The 18,712-nt window shown below is 43.5% G+C and carries 17 protein-coding genes; 2 read left to right on the top strand and 15 right to left on the bottom strand.

All coding sequences use genetic code 11. The features are described 5' to 3' along the window. Positions 1-243 precede the first annotated feature (243 nt). Together RWP09_RS04270 and RWP09_RS04265 are read left to right on the top strand one after the other, a co-directional pair. Positions 244-1,698 (top strand): glycoside hydrolase family 32 protein, encoded by a 1,455-nt coding sequence (locus RWP09_RS04270; RefSeq protein WP_314434377.1) that lies wholly within the window; start codon positions 244-246, stop codon positions 1,696-1,698. Next, positions 1,679-2,644 (top strand): LacI family DNA-binding transcriptional regulator, encoded by a 966-nt coding sequence (locus tag RWP09_RS04265; RefSeq protein WP_314434376.1) that lies wholly within the window; start codon positions 1,679-1,681, stop codon positions 2,642-2,644. The genes RWP09_RS04270 and RWP09_RS04265 overlap by 20 nt, the downstream gene beginning before the upstream one ends. A 188-nt stretch (positions 2,645-2,832) precedes the next feature. Here RWP09_RS04265 and RWP09_RS04260 read toward each other — a convergent pair whose 3' ends face one another. From RWP09_RS04260 to RWP09_RS04190, 15 genes are all read right to left on the bottom strand, one after another. Continuing rightward, positions 2,833-4,107: a hydroxymethylglutaryl-CoA reductase, degradative gene (locus RWP09_RS04260; RefSeq protein WP_314434374.1), complete on the bottom strand. Its 1,275-nt coding sequence runs from the start codon at positions 4,105-4,107 to the stop codon at positions 2,833-2,835. Further along, entirely contained in the window at positions 4,107-5,279 is a 1,173-nt protein-coding gene (locus tag RWP09_RS04255; protein WP_314434372.1) for a hydroxymethylglutaryl-CoA synthase, read from the bottom strand. The genes RWP09_RS04260 and RWP09_RS04255 overlap by 1 nt, the downstream gene beginning before the upstream one ends. A gap of 112 nt (positions 5,280-5,391) precedes the next feature. Beyond that, positions 5,392-5,841, bottom strand: coding sequence for a threonine/serine exporter family protein (locus RWP09_RS04250; protein ID WP_314434370.1), 450 nt, complete (start codon positions 5,839-5,841; stop codon positions 5,392-5,394). 1 nt (position 5,842) lies between these two features. Further along, complete coding sequence (locus tag RWP09_RS04245; protein WP_314434368.1) at positions 5,843-6,601, bottom strand: threonine/serine exporter family protein; 759 nt, start codon at positions 6,599-6,601, stop codon at positions 5,843-5,845. A gap of 88 nt (positions 6,602-6,689) precedes the next feature. Next, positions 6,690-8,588 carry a Stk1 family PASTA domain-containing Ser/Thr kinase gene (gene pknB / locus RWP09_RS04240; RefSeq protein WP_314434366.1) on the bottom strand — a complete coding sequence of 633 codons (1,899 nt, stop codon included), beginning with the start codon at positions 8,586-8,588 and terminating at the stop codon, positions 6,690-6,692. Beyond that, positions 8,585-9,325: a Stp1/IreP family PP2C-type Ser/Thr phosphatase gene (locus RWP09_RS04235; RefSeq protein ID WP_314434364.1), complete on the bottom strand. Its 741-nt coding sequence runs from the start codon at positions 9,323-9,325 to the stop codon at positions 8,585-8,587. Before RWP09_RS04235 ends, pknB begins: the two co-directional genes overlap by 4 nt. A gap of 14 nt (positions 9,326-9,339) precedes the next feature. Further along, positions 9,340-10,653: a 16S rRNA (cytosine(967)-C(5))-methyltransferase RsmB gene (gene rsmB / locus RWP09_RS04230; protein ID WP_314434362.1), complete on the bottom strand. Its 1,314-nt coding sequence runs from the start codon at positions 10,651-10,653 to the stop codon at positions 9,340-9,342. Then, the gene (gene fmt / locus RWP09_RS04225) at positions 10,646-11,581 is read right to left on the bottom strand and encodes a methionyl-tRNA formyltransferase (protein ID WP_314434360.1); all 936 of its coding nucleotides are present in this window, start codon (positions 11,579-11,581) and stop codon (positions 10,646-10,648) included. Before fmt ends, rsmB begins: the two co-directional genes overlap by 8 nt. 12 nt (positions 11,582-11,593) lie before the next feature. Continuing rightward, positions 11,594-13,990 carry a primosomal protein N' gene (locus tag RWP09_RS04220; RefSeq protein ID WP_314434358.1) on the bottom strand — a complete coding sequence of 799 codons (2,397 nt, stop codon included), beginning with the start codon at positions 13,988-13,990 and terminating at the stop codon, positions 11,594-11,596. A gap of 65 nt (positions 13,991-14,055) precedes the next feature. After that, positions 14,056-14,370 (bottom strand): DNA-directed RNA polymerase subunit omega, encoded by a 315-nt coding sequence (gene rpoZ / locus RWP09_RS04215; RefSeq protein ID WP_000979235.1) that lies wholly within the window; start codon positions 14,368-14,370, stop codon positions 14,056-14,058. Between the two features lie 24 nt (positions 14,371-14,394). Beyond that, positions 14,395-15,021 carry a guanylate kinase gene (gene gmk, locus RWP09_RS04210; RefSeq protein WP_000775041.1) on the bottom strand — a complete coding sequence of 209 codons (627 nt, stop codon included), beginning with the start codon at positions 15,019-15,021 and terminating at the stop codon, positions 14,395-14,397. Positions 15,022-15,148: 127 nt separating this feature from the next. After that, entirely contained in the window at positions 15,149-16,762 is a 1,614-nt protein-coding gene (locus RWP09_RS04205; RefSeq protein WP_314434356.1) for a ribonuclease Y, read from the bottom strand. Between the two features lie 203 nt (positions 16,763-16,965). Further along, positions 16,966-17,220 (bottom strand): Txe/YoeB family addiction module toxin, encoded by a 255-nt coding sequence (locus RWP09_RS04200; protein WP_314434355.1) that lies wholly within the window; start codon positions 17,218-17,220, stop codon positions 16,966-16,968. 3 nt (positions 17,221-17,223) lie between these two features. Then, a complete protein-coding gene (locus RWP09_RS04195) occupies positions 17,224-17,478 on the bottom strand; it encodes a type II toxin-antitoxin system Phd/YefM family antitoxin (protein ID WP_202612938.1) in 255 nt (84 codons plus the stop codon). Between the two features lie 131 nt (positions 17,479-17,609). Further along, positions 17,610-18,707 (bottom strand): nucleotidyltransferase, encoded by a 1,098-nt coding sequence (locus tag RWP09_RS04190; RefSeq protein ID WP_314434352.1) that lies wholly within the window; start codon positions 18,705-18,707, stop codon positions 17,610-17,612. Positions 18,708-18,712 lie beyond the last annotated feature (5 nt).

Genomic DNA, 18,712 nt, shown 5'->3' with positions numbered 1-18,712 from the left:
CTTTAGATTGATTGTTTTTGACTGTTCTATCAGGTATTCCTTGAAAAAATAAGTTTAAAATCATATTTAAAAAGGATTTTACTTCACTTTCTTTCATTTTTTGTAAATAAATGATTGATTTTCTAGTTTTTATTTGTGATAAACGTTTGACAGTTTTTTCTCTTTTTTTAACATAAAAGGCTTGCATTTTTTATCGAAAACGGTTACTATTAGAAGTGATAAGATTTTTGGAGGAATGAATGAATGGAATGGACAACTGAGCGTCGTTACAGACTTTATCAAGATTGGACGCAAGAAGAAATTCAAAATATAAAGGAAAATATGGCTCAATCTCCATGGCATACTCATTACCATGTTGAGCCAAAAACAGGACTTCTCAACGATCCAAATGGCTTTTCCTACTTTGATGGGAAGTGGGTTGTTTTTTATCAAAACTTTCCTTTCGGTGCAGCCCACGGTTTGAAATCTTGGGTGCAATTGGAAAGCGAGGACTTGGTTCACTTTACAGAAACTGGAGTCAAAGTTTTGCCTGATACTCTATTAGATAGCCACGGTGCCTACTCTGGTTCTGCCATGCAGTTTGGCGATAACTTGTTCCTATTTTATACAGGAAATGTTCGTGATGAAAACTGGATCCGTCACCCTTACCAGATTGGGGCTTTGATGGATAAGGATGGCAAAATTACCAAGATTGACGAAATCTTGATTGACCAGCCAGCTGACTCTACTGACCACTTCCGCGATCCACAAATTTTTAACTTCAAAGGTCAATACTATGCTATCGTCGGTGGACAGGACTTGGAGAAAAAAGGCTTCGTCCGTCTCTACAAAGCTATTGACAACGACTATACAAACTGGCAAGCCGTTGGCAACCTTGACTTTGCTAACGACCGCACTGCCTACATGATGGAATGTCCAAATCTGGTCTTTGTAGGAGAGCAACCTGTCCTTCTTTACTGCCCACAAGGATTGGATAAAGATGTTCTAGATTACGACAATATCTATCCAAATATGTACAAAATTGGGGCTTCCTTTGACCCTAAAAATGCCAAAATGGTAGATGTATCTCAACTCCAAAACATGGACTATGGTTTTGAAGCCTATGCAACCCAAGCCTTCAACGCTCCTGATGGACGTGCTCTAGCTGTTAGCTGGCTTGGCTTGCCTGATGTTTCATATCCATCTGACCGTTTTGACCACCAAGGAACCTTCTCTTTGGTCAAGGAACTCACTATCAAAAACGGCAAACTCTACCAATTCCCAGTCGCAGCTGTCAAGGACCTTCGTGCTTCTGAAGAACCTTTCTCAAACCGTTCCAAAACCAAGAACACTTACGAACTTGAACTCAGCTTGGAAGCTAATAGCCAGAGCGAGATTGTCTTACTAGCTGATCAAGAAGGCAAGGGACTTTCCATCAACTTTGACCTTGTAAATGGTCAAGTGACAGTGGATCGTAGCCAGGCTGGTGAACAGTATGCCCAAGAATTTGGAACAACCCGCTCTTGCCCTATCGACAATCAAGCTACTACTGCTACGATTTTCATCGATAACTCTGTCTTTGAAATTTTCATCAATAAAGGAGAAAAAGTATTTTCCGGTCGTGTCTTCCCACATGCGGACCAAAATGGTATCCTCATCAAATCTGGAAACCCAGCTGGAACTTACTATGAATTAGATTATGGTCGCAAAACTAACTGATGTCGCCAAACTTGCAGGCGTCAGCCCTACTACCGTTTCTCGGGTTATCAATAAAAAAGGGTATCTATCTGAGAAAACTATCCAAAAAGTCAATGAAGCCATGCGAGAATTGGGCTATAAACCCAACAACCTAGCTCGTAGTCTGCAAGGAAAATCAGCTAAGTTAATCGGTTTGATTTTCCCCAATATTTCCAATGTTTTCTATGCAGAATTGATTGATAAATTGGAACACCAACTCTTTAAAAATGGCTACAAGACCATTATCTGTAACAGCGAGCACGATTCTGAGAAGGAACACGAGTACATCGAAATGTTGGAAGCTAATCAGGTGGACGGCATCATTTCTGGTAGTCACAACTTGGGAATAGAAGACTACAATCGTGTGACAGCGCCAATTATTTCCTTTGACCGCAATCTGTCACCAGACATTCCTGTCGTCTCCTCTGACAACTATGCTGGTGGGGTTCTTGCTGCCCAGACCTTGGTTAAGACAGGCGCCCAGTCTATCATCATGATTACAGGGAATGACAATTCCAATTCGCCAACTGGACTACGCCACGCTGGTTTTGCTTCTGTACTCCCCAAAGCTCCTATTATCAATGTTTCCAGTGACTTTTCTCCTGTCAGAAAAGAAATGGAAATCAAGAATATCTTAACTCGACAAAAGCCAGATGCCATCTTTGCTTCGGATGATTTGACTGCTATTCTAGTCATTAAAATTGCTCAGGAACTGGGCATTTCTGTACCAGAAGAGCTCAAGGTCATCGGTTACGATGGTACCTATTTTATCGAGAATTACTACCCTCAACTGGCTACTATTAAGCAACCCTTGGAAGAGATTGCCTGCCTTACTGTTGACCTCCTCTTACAAAAGATAGAAGGCAAGGAAGTCGCGACAACTGGTTACTTTTTACCAGTCACCTTATTACCAGGAAAAAGTATTTAATACTCAATGAAAATCAAAGAGCAAACTAGGAAGCTAGCCGCAGTTTGCTCAAAGCACTGCTTTGAGGTTGTAGATAAGACTGACGAAGTCAGTTACATATATCTACGGCAAGGCGAAGCTGACGTGGTTTGAAGAGATTTTCGAAGAGTATAAACACAAGAAAACTCAGACCAATTCGTCTGAGTTTTTTATGATCTTAAGTTTTCTAGATAACGCTGGGCAGTCTCTAGGTTAAAGGTCTTATCAGCAATGAGACGCTCAACTAGGGGAGCAACTTCAGACTCGCTAGCACCAGCTAGGAGAGCTAAGGATTTGGCCTGCAATTTCATGTGGCCTTGCTGGATGCCTGTACTCACCAAGGCTTTGAGGGCTGCAAAGTTTTGGGCAAGACCGATAGACACGATAAGCTGGGCTAATTCTTTGGCAGAAGGATCTCCCAGTAGTTCATGACTGAGGGCTACACGAGGGTTGAGACCGATAGAACCGCCCTTGGTCGCTACAGGCATAGGTAAGGTCATCTTACCGACCAATTCTTCTGTGTCCGTATCTAGACTCCATCGACTAAGACCTTGGTAGCGTCCATCTCGACTGGCAAAAGTATGGGCCCCTGCCTCAATGGCACGCCAGTCATTACCAGTGGCTATTAAAATGGCATCTATACCATTAAAAATCCCTTTATTATGAGTAGCAGCTCGGTAAGGATCAGCCTGCGCAAACTGACTAGCCAAGGCTATCTTCTCCGCAATTTCTCGTCCTTGATCCTTTTGGCGACTCAAGTAGCGAAAGGCGATGCGACAGCTTGCTGTCACCAGAGAATCGGTCGCGTAATTAGACAAGATTCCCATGAGACTCTGTCCCTGACTCAGTTCTTCTAAGACTGGTTTCAAGGCTTCCAGCATGGTGTTGAGCATATTGGCTCCCATGGCTTCCTGGGTATCGACATGGAGATAAACAACAAGAAAGTCTGTTTCGCCTTTGATCTGCTCTACATGCAAATCACGCGCCCCACCTCCACGTTTAACGATAGAAGGATAGGCTTGATTGGCAAGTTCTAAGAGCTCTGCCTTCTTGCTGGCAATCTTCTCTTGCACTTGTTTAGGATCAGCAACTTGATAAAGGGCTACCTGACCAATCATCTGGCGCTCATGGACTTGCGCAGTAAAACCGCCTGCACGCTTGATGATTTTACTGGCATAGCTGGCCGCAGCAACCACAGAGGGTTCTTCTGTTACATAGGGAACTGTGTATTCCTGACCGTTAACAAGAACCTCTGGGACCAGCGAATAAGGCAGAGAAAAAGTTCCCACTACATTCTCACTCAGCTGGTCTGCCACAGCCAAGCTGACTTGTTCATCCTGCTCCAGACTCCTTTGCTTTTCAGGACTAAGGAGCGCCTGAGCTCGCAACAACTCAAGGCGCTCATGGTATGATTTTTTAGAAAATCCATTCCAACTTATCTTCATTATTTTTCAACCTTGCTATAACGGCGTTGGTGGTCCACAATTTCAACCAAGGCAAAATCTTGATTTTCATATCCAGCAAACTGGACAGAGTTTGTTTCATCCAAGTCTACTTCCTCAAAGAAGACTTTTTCGTAGTCTGAAACGGATAGGGCAGTCCGTTGGTTTAGCTTGTTTAAGCGGTCTTTATCCAGATAAGCTTCATATCCTTCAACTAATTCACCACTGAAGAACTCAGCCACGGCACCACTTCCGTAACTATAAAGGGCGATTTTATCCCCAGCCTCCAAGCTATCTGTATTTTCCAAGAGAGACAAAAGTCCAAGGAAGAGGGATCCTGTATAGATATTTCCCACCTTTTGACTGTAAAGAATAGACTGGTCAAAATGCTTTTGCAAGAGGTCTTTTTTCTCTTGAGGCAAGTTCTTATCCATGATTTTTTTCAAGCCTTTTAGCGCTAATTTAGGATAAGGCAAGTGGAAGCACACAGCCGCAAAATCATCCAAAGTAAGTTGGTAGCGTTTTTGGTATTCAAGCCAAGTCGTTTTCAAACTATCCAAATATTGTTGGGTAGAATAAACACCATTTACATAAGGAGTTGTTGAGTAATTTGGACGCCAGAAATCCATGATGTCACGAGTCTGAGCCACATTGTCATTATTAAAGGCCATAATGCGTGGATTTTGTGTAATCAACATGGCCACACTGCCAGCACCCTGAGTTGGTTCTCCTGGAGTTTCAATACCGTATTTGGCAATATCGCTGGCGATGACCAAGACCTTGGACTCTGGAGAATTTTCCACATGTAATTTGGCATAATGAAGGGCAGCTGTCGCTCCATAGCAGGCTTCTTTAATCTCGAAACTACGAGCAAAAGGCTGGATGCCAAGCAAGCCATGCACAAAAACCGCCGCAGCCTTACTCTGGTCAATTCCTGACTCAGTAGCCACGATGACCATATCAATTTCTGCTCTTTCTTGCTCAGTTAAAATAGAGTCACTTGCACTAGCCGCTAAGGTCACGATATCCTCAGTTAGGGGCGCAATACTCAATTCCTCGAGTAAGAGTCCTTTACTTAATTTTTCAGGGTCAATTCCCCTCGCTTCTGCTAAGTCTTGTAATTTCAAGACATATTGACTGGTCGCAAAACCAATCTTATCAATACCGATTGTCATATTTACCTCTGTTTTATCATTCATGTAAAAAATCGTTCATTACTATTTTATCACAAATAGCAGTAAAAGAGAGAAAAAAGACTTGATTCACCAAAGCAAGTCCCTTATGAGTCTAACTATTTTGCGGCTTTCGTAAGTAGGAATAAAGTTTGAGAATCACGGTTCCGCTAGCCATTCCAATAGAAATTACCAGAGCCAACATGACAACCAAGGTAGCACTGGCAATGGCATGACTATAATCCCCTGTCACAAAAAAGGCCGTTGTCCGATAAGAAAGATAACCTGGAACCAAAGGTGCCAAAATTGCCAAGATAAAGACCACAGCTGGTGTCTTGTAAAGAATACTTAAAATCTGGCTGATACAAGAACCGATAATAGCCGCAATGAAGGTAGCTACAATGATATTAGTCGGCTCTTTAAGGCAGAGATAGATTAGCCAGACAGCCATGCCCAAAATCCCTCCAGGTAAAAGCATGGACCGTTGCACATTGAGTACGATTAAAAAAGTGATAATGGCAAGAAGGCTTGCTACTGCTTGTAATAAAAAGGTTGTTAGTGTCATATTAGTTCATCAATACCAAGGCGACAGAAGTTCCCGCCCCTAAAGCAAGGGTAATGAGCAGGGATTCAAACATCTTACTCATACCAGAGTTTATGTGATTAGTCATAATATCACGAACCGCATTGGTCAAGGCAATACCTGGTACAAAAGGCATGACTGCTCCTGCTATAATCAAGTCTGCCGTTGAAGGAAAGCCTGTGTAACGAGCCCAAAACTGGGCTATCAGTCCAAAGACAAAGGCTCCAGCAAAGGCTGTCACAAAAGGAATTCGTATAAATTTTTCCACATAGAGGGAAAAGGCAAAACCAAATAAGGTCGCTACTCCTGCCCCAAGTGCGTCGTAGATGTTTCCACTAAACATAACTGAAAAGAAAGGGGCACTAAAGGTCGCAGCCAGAGTCACCTGCAACTTGGTATAGGGAAGGGGTTGGGCTTGCAAGGCCGTCAATTGCTTGAAAGCTGTCTCTAAATCAATCTGCCCCCCAACCAGCTGACGAGAAATCTGGTTGACATCGCAGACTTTTTCAATATTATAAGAAGAGGAGGTTACACGCTTCATTCGCGAAATATTGGTATTTTCAATCGAGAAAAAGATAGCAGCAGGCATGGCAAGAACATTGCAATCCACAATCCCCTGCGAATGCGCAATACGAATCATAGTATCTTCTACACGATGAATCTCTGAACCACTTTTGAGAAGAATGGTTCCTGCTAGCATAATCACATCAATGACGGCATTTAATTCTCTTGATTCTTCCATGCTTGCCTCCTTTTATCAACTCCCTCTATTCTATCACAAATCTGGAGTCAAAAAAAATCTTTGCCATGAAATCATGACAAAGATTCGTTTAATCACGTGAATTTTCGTGGTTGCCTTCACTACTTGACTGAGTAGTAGGTGCATTCCCTCGTTGATTTCCTTGTTGGTTCCCCTGACTTGGTGTTGTAGTAGAACCTTGGTTTCCACGTTGGACTGGTGCTGATGATGACGTTGACGGCGGTGTTTTTGGCTTGTAAATTGAAATCTTGACACGCGTCTTAGTCAAATCAACCTTTTCACCTGCTTTTGGACTCTGTTCAACGACTGTACCTTCAGCAGTTCCAGCGGGAGCTGTCGACACTTCTACAACTTCAATATTGGCTTCTTTAATACCGACAATTTGAACGAGATTGTTTTTAGTAAATTCAAGACTAGATCCCGTATAACTTGGCATGGCAACGCTGGTTACTTTCTTAGCAACGGTTAAGGTAATCGTTGATGCCTTGCTCAAATCATAGGTTGTTCCAGCAGCTGGGCTCTGTCTGAGAACAGTTCCTGCTTCGCTCTCGCTTGATTCTTCTTCCTCGATCTTGATGAGATTTTCAGGAACCTTCTTCTGCTTGAGTTCTGCGATAACATCTGTTGATTTACGGCCGATATAATTGCTCAATTGGAAAGATTGCTTGCCTGATGAGACAACCAAATTGATTTTCGTTCCTTCTTTTCGACCAGTTCCAGCGCCAGGATCTGTACGGATAATCCGCCCCTCTTCCACCTTTTCACTAGCCTCTGTCTTCTCCTCGCCAATCTCAAAATTGGCTTTCTTGAGCGTTTCCTTGGCTTCCGCCACTGTCTGACCTGCCACATCTGGAATGGCAATGGTTGCAGGAGTTCTGGATAAGATCCAAATAAGAGAAGCTGCCACCAATACAATGCTGGCCAACAAAATCATATAACGAACTCTAAATTTCCGTTTCTTAACAGGCTTGGTTACGTAATTGTCTTCTGAAACCTGCTGACTCGCCTTAGCAGTCTGTGGCTTCGGACTTTGTGTTTGCACCTTAGGAATTGAGGTCAAGGTACTCTGGGATACTTTTGGTAGAGTCTTGGTGTCCGCCTTAGTAGTATCATTAAATACCAGTTTAGGCTCATTACGACGATTGTAAGACAAGCTACTAGACAAGTCCACATACATCTCTGCAACTGACTGATAACGATCTGTCAATTTCTTGGCAGTTGCCTTGATAACAACATTTTCTAAAGCCTGAGGCACAGATGGATTTTCAGCTATAACCGATGGCAGTGGTTTCTGGAAGTGCTGGAGGGCGATGGTCACCGCGCTATCCCCGTCATAAGGGATATGGCCTGTCAGCATCTCATAGAAAATAATCCCCATGGCATAGATATCACTCTGCACAGTCGCTTTAGAACCACGCGCCTGCTCAGGTGACAAGTAATGAACTGAACCCAGCATCGAGTTAGTCTGAGTTAGACTCGTCTCAGCAAAGGCTACTGCAATCCCAAAGTCTGTTACTTTGGCAGTTCCATCTGGGGTCAAGAGGATGTTTTGAGGTTTCAAGTCCCTATGAACAATCCCTCTGGTATGGGCCAAACGCATGGCTAGGAGGATTTGTCCCATAATGCGGACGGCTTCTTCATTAGAGAGAGGATAGTGTTCCTTGATATAGCGTTTGAGGTCTAGCCCAGCAACATACTCCATTGCAAGATACTGTTGACCGTCTTCCTCACCAATATCTGTTATCCGAACGATATGAGGATGGTCTAGATCTGCCATAGCTCTCGCTTCACGCTGAAAACGAGCTACAGCTATCGGATCCGTCTGGTAGTTAGTCCTCAGAACCTTCACTGCCACTTCTTCTCCGTCTAGAATTAAATCCTTGGCCAAATAGACATCTGCCATGCCTCCTCGACCAATCTGTTTCACAATCCGATAGCGTCCGGCAAAAATCTTGCCGATTTGGATCATTCTGTCGCCTCCTCATTAACAGCAATAAGGGCAACTGTGATGTTGTCTAACCCACCTGCATTGTTTGCAAAACGCACAAGCGTCGCTGTTTTATCTGCCAAAGGAATATCACTGGTTACAATATCACAAATCTCACTGCCTGAAATCATGTTGGTCAAACCATCACTATTGAGCAAGAGATAGTCACCTAGCTCAAGAGTAATCATTCCAAAATCAGGTTGAACTTCATCTTTTTGACCGATAGACTGAGTAATAATATTTTTCTGTGGATGGCTTGCTGCTTCTTCTGGTGTCAATTGACCTGCCTTGAGCAATTCATTGACCAAGGAATGGTCGCTCGTTAACTGGTGGTATTCTTCTCCACGAATCAAACCGATACGAGAATCTCCAATATGAGCATAGATAGCCTGATTGCCAATAATAGCAACAGCTTCTAGAGTTGTTCCCATTCCTTTATAGGCATCATCTTGCCCAAGTTGATGAATCTTTTGATTTTCAATTTCTAGGTAATTGGCGAACCATTCACGCACTTCATTGACTGTATCGATCTGGGTGTCAACCCAAGCTATACCTAGGTCTGTTACCGCCATTTCACTAGCGATATTCCCTGCGCGATGACCTCCCATCCCATCAGCTAAAATAATCATAGTACGTCCAGCTCTATTGACATAGTGGTTGACATAGTCTTGGTTATTTGTTCGTTTCTGACCAACATCTGTTAATAATGAAATTTCCATGTGTCAGTTCCTTCCTAATCCGATATCTTGCGAAATTGACTGATGAAGAATCCATCACTTCCATACAATTCAGGTGTAATGAGGATACAGCCGTCTTTCATGATATCCTTACATTCATGTTCTAGTTTTACCTGCTCGAACTCAGGATGACTTTCTAAAAACGCCTCAACGACTTGAAAATTCTCCTCTGAGACAATAGTACAGGTACTATAAGTTATTATACCACCTTTGCCTAGTGTTTGACAAACACTACCTAATATTTCGAGCTGAATTTCCTGTAAGGACGCGAAATCTGCCGTTTCTTTATTGTATTTGATATCTGGTTTTCGACGCAAAAGACCGATTCCTGAACAGGGAGCATCCACCAAAATCTTATCAAATGAATTCTGCCCAAAAAACTCATGCACCTTTCTGGCATCCAATTTTTGCCTTTGAACCCGATCTGCAACTCCCAGACGTTGAGCATTTTCTTGGATTAAGTCCAACTTGTGATCGTACAAGTCCAGAGCAGTAACCTGACCTGTCGTGAGATAAGAAGCTATATGAGCTGTTTTCCCACCCGGAGCCGCACAGGCATCTAGAACTTGCTCATCACCTTGTAAATCAAGCGTCGGAGCAACCAGCTGACTAGACTCGTCTTGAATGGTAATGGCTCCCTCCACAAACAAATCATGACCTGCAAAATGCCCCTGCTCCTTAACCAGACCAGAAGGAGACAAGGACGAATCACTGGCCTCCAACAAGGCTTGGATTTCCTCTTTTCGGCTTAAGTCAGTCACACGAATACTGGCTTTGTTTCGCACTAAGAGACTTTCAAAGATGGCTTGTGCTCGCTCTTCACCGTATTCTTCCTTGAGCTTTGCAACTAGCCAAACCGGAAGGGAATATGCAATGGAGTCACGCTTATTTTTTCGTTTGATGCTGGTGATATCTGGCCAGCCTTCACGCAAGATACGACGAAGGACGGCGTTGACCAATTTTTCACTGCCTTTTTTACGGACTTTGGCCAATTCTACTGCTTCATTGACCACAGCATGGTCTGGAATCTTGTTCAAATAGCGGAGTTGGTAGGCACTCATGAGAAGAAGAACATAAAGCCAACTGTTTAACTGGTCTCTGTCTTCGATAAAGTGGGATAGGTACCATTCCAGAGTCAGTTTACGGGCTACTGTTCCGTAGACCAGCTCGGTCACCAAACCCTTGTCTGCTGCTGAAAGTTGACTTCCCTTGAGATGCTTATTTAAGGCGATATTTGAGTATGCTTGATTGATAAAAACATCCTCTAATACTGCTAGGGTTAGACTTCTAGCCGTTTCTACTTTAGTCACCAAATCGTTCTCCTACAGTCAATGTCCGTCCAACTCCGTTGAGGAAGGAAGCAATGTCCATCTTAGGTTTACCAGCTGGCTGCACTTGTTTGAGGGATAAAGCCCCTTCAGCCGTTGCGACAATCAATTCTTTCTTGCCGATAGAGAGAATCTCTCCTGGGTTGCCTTGACCTTCTACTGGTAGGGCTTCATAAATCTTAAAGCGGTCGCCCTTAAGGAAAGTATGGGCAACAGGCCAGGGGTTCATGCCACGGATCTGGTTAAAAAGTTGACGATTGGTCTTAGTCCAATCTAGTTTTTCTTCCTCTGGCTTGATGTTTGGCGAGAAAGTAACCTGACTTGGATCCTGCGGTTCAGGTTTGATATCGCCAGCAATATAGGCAGGCAAAGTGTCCAAAAGCAAATCACGACCAACTAGCGCCAATTTCTCAAACAAGGTGCCAACATTGTCCTCATCTGTGATCGGAATACTACGACGAGAAATCATATCCCCTGCATCCATTTCCTTAACCATTTCCATAATGGTTACACCAGCTTCTTCATCCCCTTGAATCAAGGCATAATGGATTGGCGCTCCACCACGATGTTTAGGAAGAAGAGAAGCGTGAACATTGACCGCAAAGTCCATACTATCAAGGAGCTTACTTGGGAGAAACTGCCCAAAAGCAGCAGTCACAATTCCATCTGCTCCTAGCTGCATAATAGTTTCCATCTCTGGACTTCCAGATAGTTTTTCAGGTTGGTAGATAGGTAGTCCTGCTTCCTTGGCAGCCTGCTTGACTGGGGTTTCCTGGATCACTTTTTTACGTCCGACAGCACGGTCTGGCTGGGTCACAACGGCTAGAATTTCGTAACGGTCATCTGTCAAAAGCCCTTTTAAGACTGTTGCTGAAAAGTCGGGTGTCCCCATAAAGATTAATTTTGTCATATCTTCTCCTTCTTATAAAAATTGCTGTGGCTCATGGTCAATGCTGAGACGGAGCTCACTATTTTCCCGTTCTTGAGTCAAGGCCAGAACCTGATTTAGAGTCAGCCCCAGCTCATCTTCTAAACGGTATTTAATTAAAATCTGGTAATGATAGAGGTTGTGGGTACGAGCAATAGGTTTGGGCGTTGGCCCAAGAATGTTACTGGTCTCTGACAAGCCTGACCGCAAAATGTTCATGACTTCATAGGCACGTTTGACCACCTCTTCTTCTTTCTTATGAGAAAGGGTAATGCCAATCGTGAAATAGTAAGGTGGATAGCCAAGTTGTCGTCTGATTCCCATTTCATAGGTATAAAAGCCTTCGTAATCCTGATCCTTGGCAAATCGAATAGCATAATGCTGAGGATTGTAAGACTGAATCAAAACCTGACCAGCTTTTTCAGCACGACCTGCCCGACCTGCCACCTGAGTCAAAAGTTGGAAGGTTCTCTCAGAAGAACGGAAATCTGGTAGATTCAAGGCCGTATCCGCATTGAGGACTCCGACTAGGGTCACATTGGGAAAATCCAAACCCTTTGCAATCATCTGAGTACCTAGTAAAATATCTGCTTCTCCTCGTCCAAACTGGTCAAGCAGAGCTTGGTGACTACCTTTCTTACGCGTCGTGTCCACATCCATCCGCAAAATGCGGGCCTGCGGAAAAAGTTCTGCTAGCTCGTCATAAGCCTTCTGAGTTCCTGTCCCATAGTAACGAATACTTCGACTCTTACAGTTAGGACAGGCCTGAGGAATGTCCTTCGAAAAACCACAATAATGGCAGTTCATGGTCTTAGTATCCATGTGCAGGGTGAGAGAAATGTCACAGTTGGGACAAGTATCCACGGTCCCACACTCTCGACACATAACAAAGCTAGAATAGCCACGACGATTCAGCATGAGAACCACCTGCTCTTTTTTAGCCAGACGGTCCTGAATGGCTTCTAGCAAAGGGGGAGTAAAGTTTGACGTCTCATTTTGTCCGATATAGTCCCGAAAGTCAATCACTTGAACCTCAGGGATCCTAGCTAAAGGATTAGCTCGTTGGGTCAGACGTAAATGTTGATAGACGCCTTTACCAGCCCGAGCACGGCTTTCTAAGCTCGGTGTCGCGGAACCAAGAACCAATGCCGCTTGATTGTATTGGGCCCGTAAAATAGCCACCTCTCTGGCATGGTAACGGGGATTACTGTCCTGCTTATAAGTCGCTTCATGCTCCTCATCGATAATCATGACCCCCAGATTTTTCAGCGGAGCAAAGATGGCTGATCTGGCTCCAACCACAACTTGAGCGTCTCCACGCTCCACCTTGCGCCATTCATCATACTTTTCACCATTGGAAAGGCCTGAGTGAAGAATGGCCACCTTATCTCCAAAACGTGCTATAAAACGCTCCGTCATTTGCGGCGTCAGGGAAATCTCAGGTACTAGCAAAATAGCCGTTTTACCCTTGTCCAAGGCTCCTTGGATAATCTGCAAGTAAACCTCCGTCTTCCCACTTCCTGTAATCCCTTGAAGGAGGAAGGGGGGCTGATGACTGCCAATAGCATTGACAACTGCATCACGCGCCTGTCTTTGCTCTGGATTCAACTCCAAAGGCTGACTTGCTTCAATCCCTTCAAAATAAGCAGCCGAGCGTTGAACTTCCTTTTGGACTATGGTCACAGCACCTTGTTCCACAAAGAAGTTGACCTGCTCTCGCGAGTAGGACTCTAACAAACTAGCCAAGGAATCACTCTCAGGATGAGACAGCAAGTAATCTCTCAATTCCAACTTTTTCTTGGCACGTGTAGAAATCTCTACTCCTTCTAATTGAGCAAGGTCAACCTCATACCAAGACTGGGTTTTGACCTTCTTTTGATCAATCGCCTGATATTCTAGACCAAGCAGGCCTTTTCTAGTCAAACGCATCATTTCAGCTTGCTTGCCTAAATCTAGAGAAGAAAAGGCAAGTGAATCTTCTGAACCAAACAAGCGCTCTCGGTCTTCCTGACTCAAACCTTCCAAAGGATAGAGAATCTTGTCATAGCTGGAGTTTAGAAATCCCGGCAACATAGCCTTAAGGATAGAGATTTTATAAGAAAAGACGGACTTGCGGAGCTCTTCAGCTAGCCAGAGTTGTTCTTGCGTGAGAACAGGAGAAAAATCCAGTACCTCGGCAATATCTTTTAAATCTTGCTCAATCTCTTCTTCATCTGATTGAGAATCCAAACCAAGAACAATCCCTTGAATCAGGCGATTACCCTTACCAAAGGGCACATGTACCCGCATCCCAACTTCCATCATTCCCTCAAATTCCTCAGGAATCCTGTAACTATAGGGCTGGTCCGTCTGCATCAAGGGCACATCTACAATAATCTTGGCTCTGGCCATCTTCTCACCTCCTCCTTGTCAGTACATTCTTTCAATAGAAAAAATAAGATTGAGTCCCCCCAACCTTAAATTTTTTCACCATCTTCTTTTTCTTTAGCAATTTGCTCTTTGATTTTCTTTTCTTCTTCTTCTTTGCGGCGTTTTTCTTCTTCGATACGGCGACGCACTGCTTCACGTTTACCTTCTGGATCTGGGTGAATTGTAACGTTTCCTGATTCGATTTCTTCTAAAGCGCGAAGAGTTGATTTTTCAGACTTGAAACCTTGAGTTGCTGGCGCACCTGCTTCCAATTCGTGGGCACGTTTTGCTTCCAAGATTACGAGTGAATATTTTGATGGAACCTTGTCAAGCAAGGTATCAATAGAGGGTTTTAACATCATTTGCTTGTACCTATTTTCTAAATTTTATCGGGTAGTTGGAGATTTTGGTAACATCTCCTGATAGTGACCAATGACACGATCCACACGGAAGTGCTCTGCTTCGATAACACGTTTGACACGCTCAGCAGCTAGGGGCACCTGATCGTTGACAATCGCATAATCATACTCACGCATAAGGGCAATTTCTTCCTTGGCCTTTTCGATTCGTTGGGCAATCACTTCTGCGCTGTCTGTTCCACGACCTACCAAACGGTCTTGCAATTCATCCAAATCTGGTGGTGTCAGGAAGATAAAGACAGCATCTGGAACCTTTTTCTTGACCTGAAGAGCGCCTTGAACTTCAATTTCAAGGAAAACATCGATTCCCTTGTCCAAGGTTTCATTGACATAGGTCAGAGGTGTTCCATAGTAGTTGCCGACATATTCTGCGTATTCCAACATCTGTCCTTGACGAATCAGCTCTTCAAACTCTTCGCGAGTACGGAAGAAATAGTCAACACCGTCCACTTCTCCAGGACGTTGTGCGCGTGTCGTCATCGATACAGAGTATTGAAATTGGTTTTCAGAACTCTCAAAAATCTCTCTTCTAACCGTTCCTTTTCCAACCCCTGAAGGACCAGAAAAAACGATTAGTAAGCCTCGGTCTGCCATTGTGTCTCCTTTAGTCAGTCTGTGAAATAACATTTCTCTAGAATAATGGCAAAAGCCAGATTATCCTTTACAGTCTTTCTATCTAGTGTAACAAAAAAGCAGTAATTTTTCAACTGCTCTTTCTTATTTATTTAGCATAATCTACTGCACGCAGTTCACGAATCACGGTTACCTTGATATTTCCTGGATAATCGAGATTGTTTTCAATTTTCTCACGAACTTTGTGAGCCAAGATTGTGACTTTGTCGTCCTTGATTTGTCCTGGATTGACCATGATACGAATTTCACGTCCTGCTTGAAGGGCAAAGCTAGTTTGTACTCCTTCAAAGCCGTTAGCAATTTCTTCCAAATCATGAAGACGTTTGATGTAGCTTTCAAGAGACTCACTACGAGCACCTGGACGGGCTGCGCTCAAGGCATCTGCCGCAGCAACGATCACTGCAATGACACTTTCTGCTTCGACATCGCCGTGGTGGCTAGCGATGGTATTGACCACAACTGGGTGTTCCTTATACTTACGAGCCAATTCCATACCAATTTCAACGTGGCTACCTTCAACCTCGCGGTCAATAACTTTCCCGATATCGTGAAGGAATCCAGCACGACGGGCAAGAGCCGCATTTTCACCAAGTTCGCTCGCCATAATACCAGCTAACTTAGCAACTTCAATCGAATGGCGCAAAACATTTTGTCCATAAGAGGTACGGAACTGCAAACGTCCCATAATCTTCATCAAGTCTGGATGAAGGTTTGGCGCACCAATCTCATAGGCTGCGGCCTCACCGTATTCACGGATCTTATTGTCAATCTCTTGACGGTTTTTCTCAACCAACTCTTCGATACGAGCTGGGTGGATACGACCATCTTTGAGCAACATTTCCATAGTCATACGGGCAATCTCGCGACGAATCGGGTCAAAACCTGACAAGGTCACCACTTCTGGTGTATCGTCGATAATCACATCGACCCCTGTCAAACTTTCAAAGGTACGAATGTTACGACCTTCACGACCAATAATGCGTCCCTTCATAGTATCATCTGGCAGATGAACTGTTGAGTTTGTTGACTCTGCTACATATTCACCAGCGATACGTTGCATAGCTTGAACCAGGATGTCCTTGGCCATTTTGTCAGAACGTTCCTTGACCTCTTGCTCAGCTTCGCGAATACGGCTAGCAATCTCCTTGGTCAAGTTTTCCTCTGTCTGTGCCAAGATAATATCTCGTGCTTCTGCCTGAGACAGAGCACCAATACGCTCTAACTCTGCTTCTTTTTGTCTTTCGACTTCCTCTAATTGCTCTTCACGCGCATCAAGGTTTTTCGCTCTATCAGAAATACTTTGTTCTTTTTGTTCAAGTGTTTGTTCTTTACTCGTCAAATTGTCGTCCTTACGGTCGAGGCTAGTAGCTCTCTCTGTCAAACGACTTTCGATTTGTTTGAGTTCTTGACGTTCTGATTTGAATTCAGCGTCCACTTCTTCACGGTATTTTCTGGCTTCTTCTTTGGCCTCCAATAGTGCTTCTTTTTTAAGAGACTTGCTTTCACGTTTAGCTTCATTAACAAGTAAATCTGCTTCACGCTCAGCTTGTCCACGTAAATTAGTTGCTTCTTGTTCAGCATTTAAAAGCATCAAATCTGCAGCTTCCTGAGATGATTTCATCTTAGCTGAGATGCTGACATATCCAATGACTAAACCAATGATGACGGCAAAAACAGCAATCGCAAGCGACATGATTTCCATGTTTTTACCTCATTTAATTTTTATTATGAATGACATACATTCTTTTACATTCTACCATAAAAAAGTGATTTTCACAAACCTAAAATAGAATATGTTTTGAGGAATGTGGTGTTTAATCAACTATAATTTATTAGTACAATCTCTATTTCTTAGAAATCGTAGTTTTAGTAGAGATTCAAGAAAAAGCCTACTTCGCAGTAAACTTAGTAATGATCTTTAAAGGACAAAAAAGCCACGCTATCTCCATCCATCATATAAATCAAGCGATTTTCTGCATCAATACGCCGTGACCAGACTCCTTGGTAGTCATACTTGAGTGGTTCTGGCTTACCTATTCCTGTAAAGGGATCACGTTGAATATCCTTGATTAGTTTATTGATTCTTTTTAACATTTTCTTGTCCTGAGTTTGCCAGTAGCAATAATCTGCCCAGGCATCTTCTGTAAACTTGAGTAGCATTCCTCACTCCTCAATAACATGGACTTGAGTGCTTCCAGCACGGACTTGAGCCATTCCTCGCAAGACCTTTTCAGATAGTTCCTTATTTTGAGCGATTCTCAGAGTTTCTTGAATACTATCCCACTCACTCTTTGAAAGAACTACAATGTCCTCATCTGGATTTTTATTAACTACCGTCAAAGGCTCAAATTCATCGTTTACCTTCTTCATGTAGTCTTTTAAATGATTTCGGAACGTTGAGTAAAGAACTGCTTCCATAACCATACCTCGTTTTACCTCTTTTCCACTATTATACACAAAAAGAAAGAAATTGTCAGGAACTTGTACAAGATTTTCTTTTCTATCTATTTATTAGTAAAAAATCTCAAAAAGTCCACCTTTCAGTAGACTTAGTTTGTTTCTATTCTAATCGGTACTCTTCCAAAATTCTGTTCTGCTATACTTGGATTTCCTAGTTGGTAAATCTGGTCTGCCTTTTGAGTCATGACATCCCAAGGTTCTTTGCCAATTCGGCTGACTAGACTGACCTGACCTTTCAAAGACTTGAGATGTTGTCTGCCTTTTTCAGTAAATCCAAGGACATGAATGGCTTCTGGCAAGTCATTTTCTCTAGCCTGCACCAAGATATAGGTCAAGAGGCGTCTGACACGCGCCTTGGTGTAGCGTTTGGTGGTAACCGCATCGACCAATTCGTCAACAGACTGGACTGTTTTAATAGCCTCTTTAATGCGCACTGCCATTTCTTGATTGACCTGATAGATAGTGGTTAGGTCTGGATTGGACAATATTTGATAGCGGAGCAAGGGAAAATAGTCTTCCCAGTTCACCTTACTGGCCTGCTCAAAAAGGGTAACAGAAGGCATAAAGCGTTCTAAGAAATCTTGGTCCTTCTGGTGCTGACGCAGGGCTGTCGCCGAGGCAAAGTCCACATCTTTATCCACAGAATGGTAACCAGCCCCCTGACGCTGAATCGGATGCATCTTGATATTTCGTCCTGCAACTGCCTTGGCATAAGCAAGAGCAAGAACATGATTGGGCGTATTGCCAGAAAAATCAAGACCAGCAAATTCCTTCCACATGGCTTGGGTTTTCTGGGGATAGGAAAGGGAATCAGGCAGATTTTCCACAAATTTCTCCATCTCAGCACCTTGTTCTGTGTATAAGTCAGCGATTTTCTGGTAATCTAGAACTTCCTCCGTACCAAAGGCTAAGTTATCAATACCCAGCCGAGCCAAGATATCCACAGCTCCTTGGCCAAAGAAATCTGCCGCCTGAACACTGACTAAAAAGGGCAATTCCACTACCAAGTCTGCGCCATTTTCCAGTGCCATCTGGGCCCGTGCCCACTTATCCACAATAGCAGGCTCTCCACGTTGCATGAAATTTCCAGACATGGCTACGATTTTCAGCCCCTCTGCCTGTTCCAGCAGGTATTTATGCCCATTATGAAAAGGATTAAACTCCGCGATAATACCTGTGATAGTCATGATAA

The organism is uncultured Streptococcus sp., from assembly GCF_963521255.1.
Lineage (GTDB): Bacteria > Bacillota > Bacilli > Lactobacillales > Streptococcaceae > Streptococcus.
This window is presented reverse-complemented; position numbering and strand designations above follow the sequence as displayed.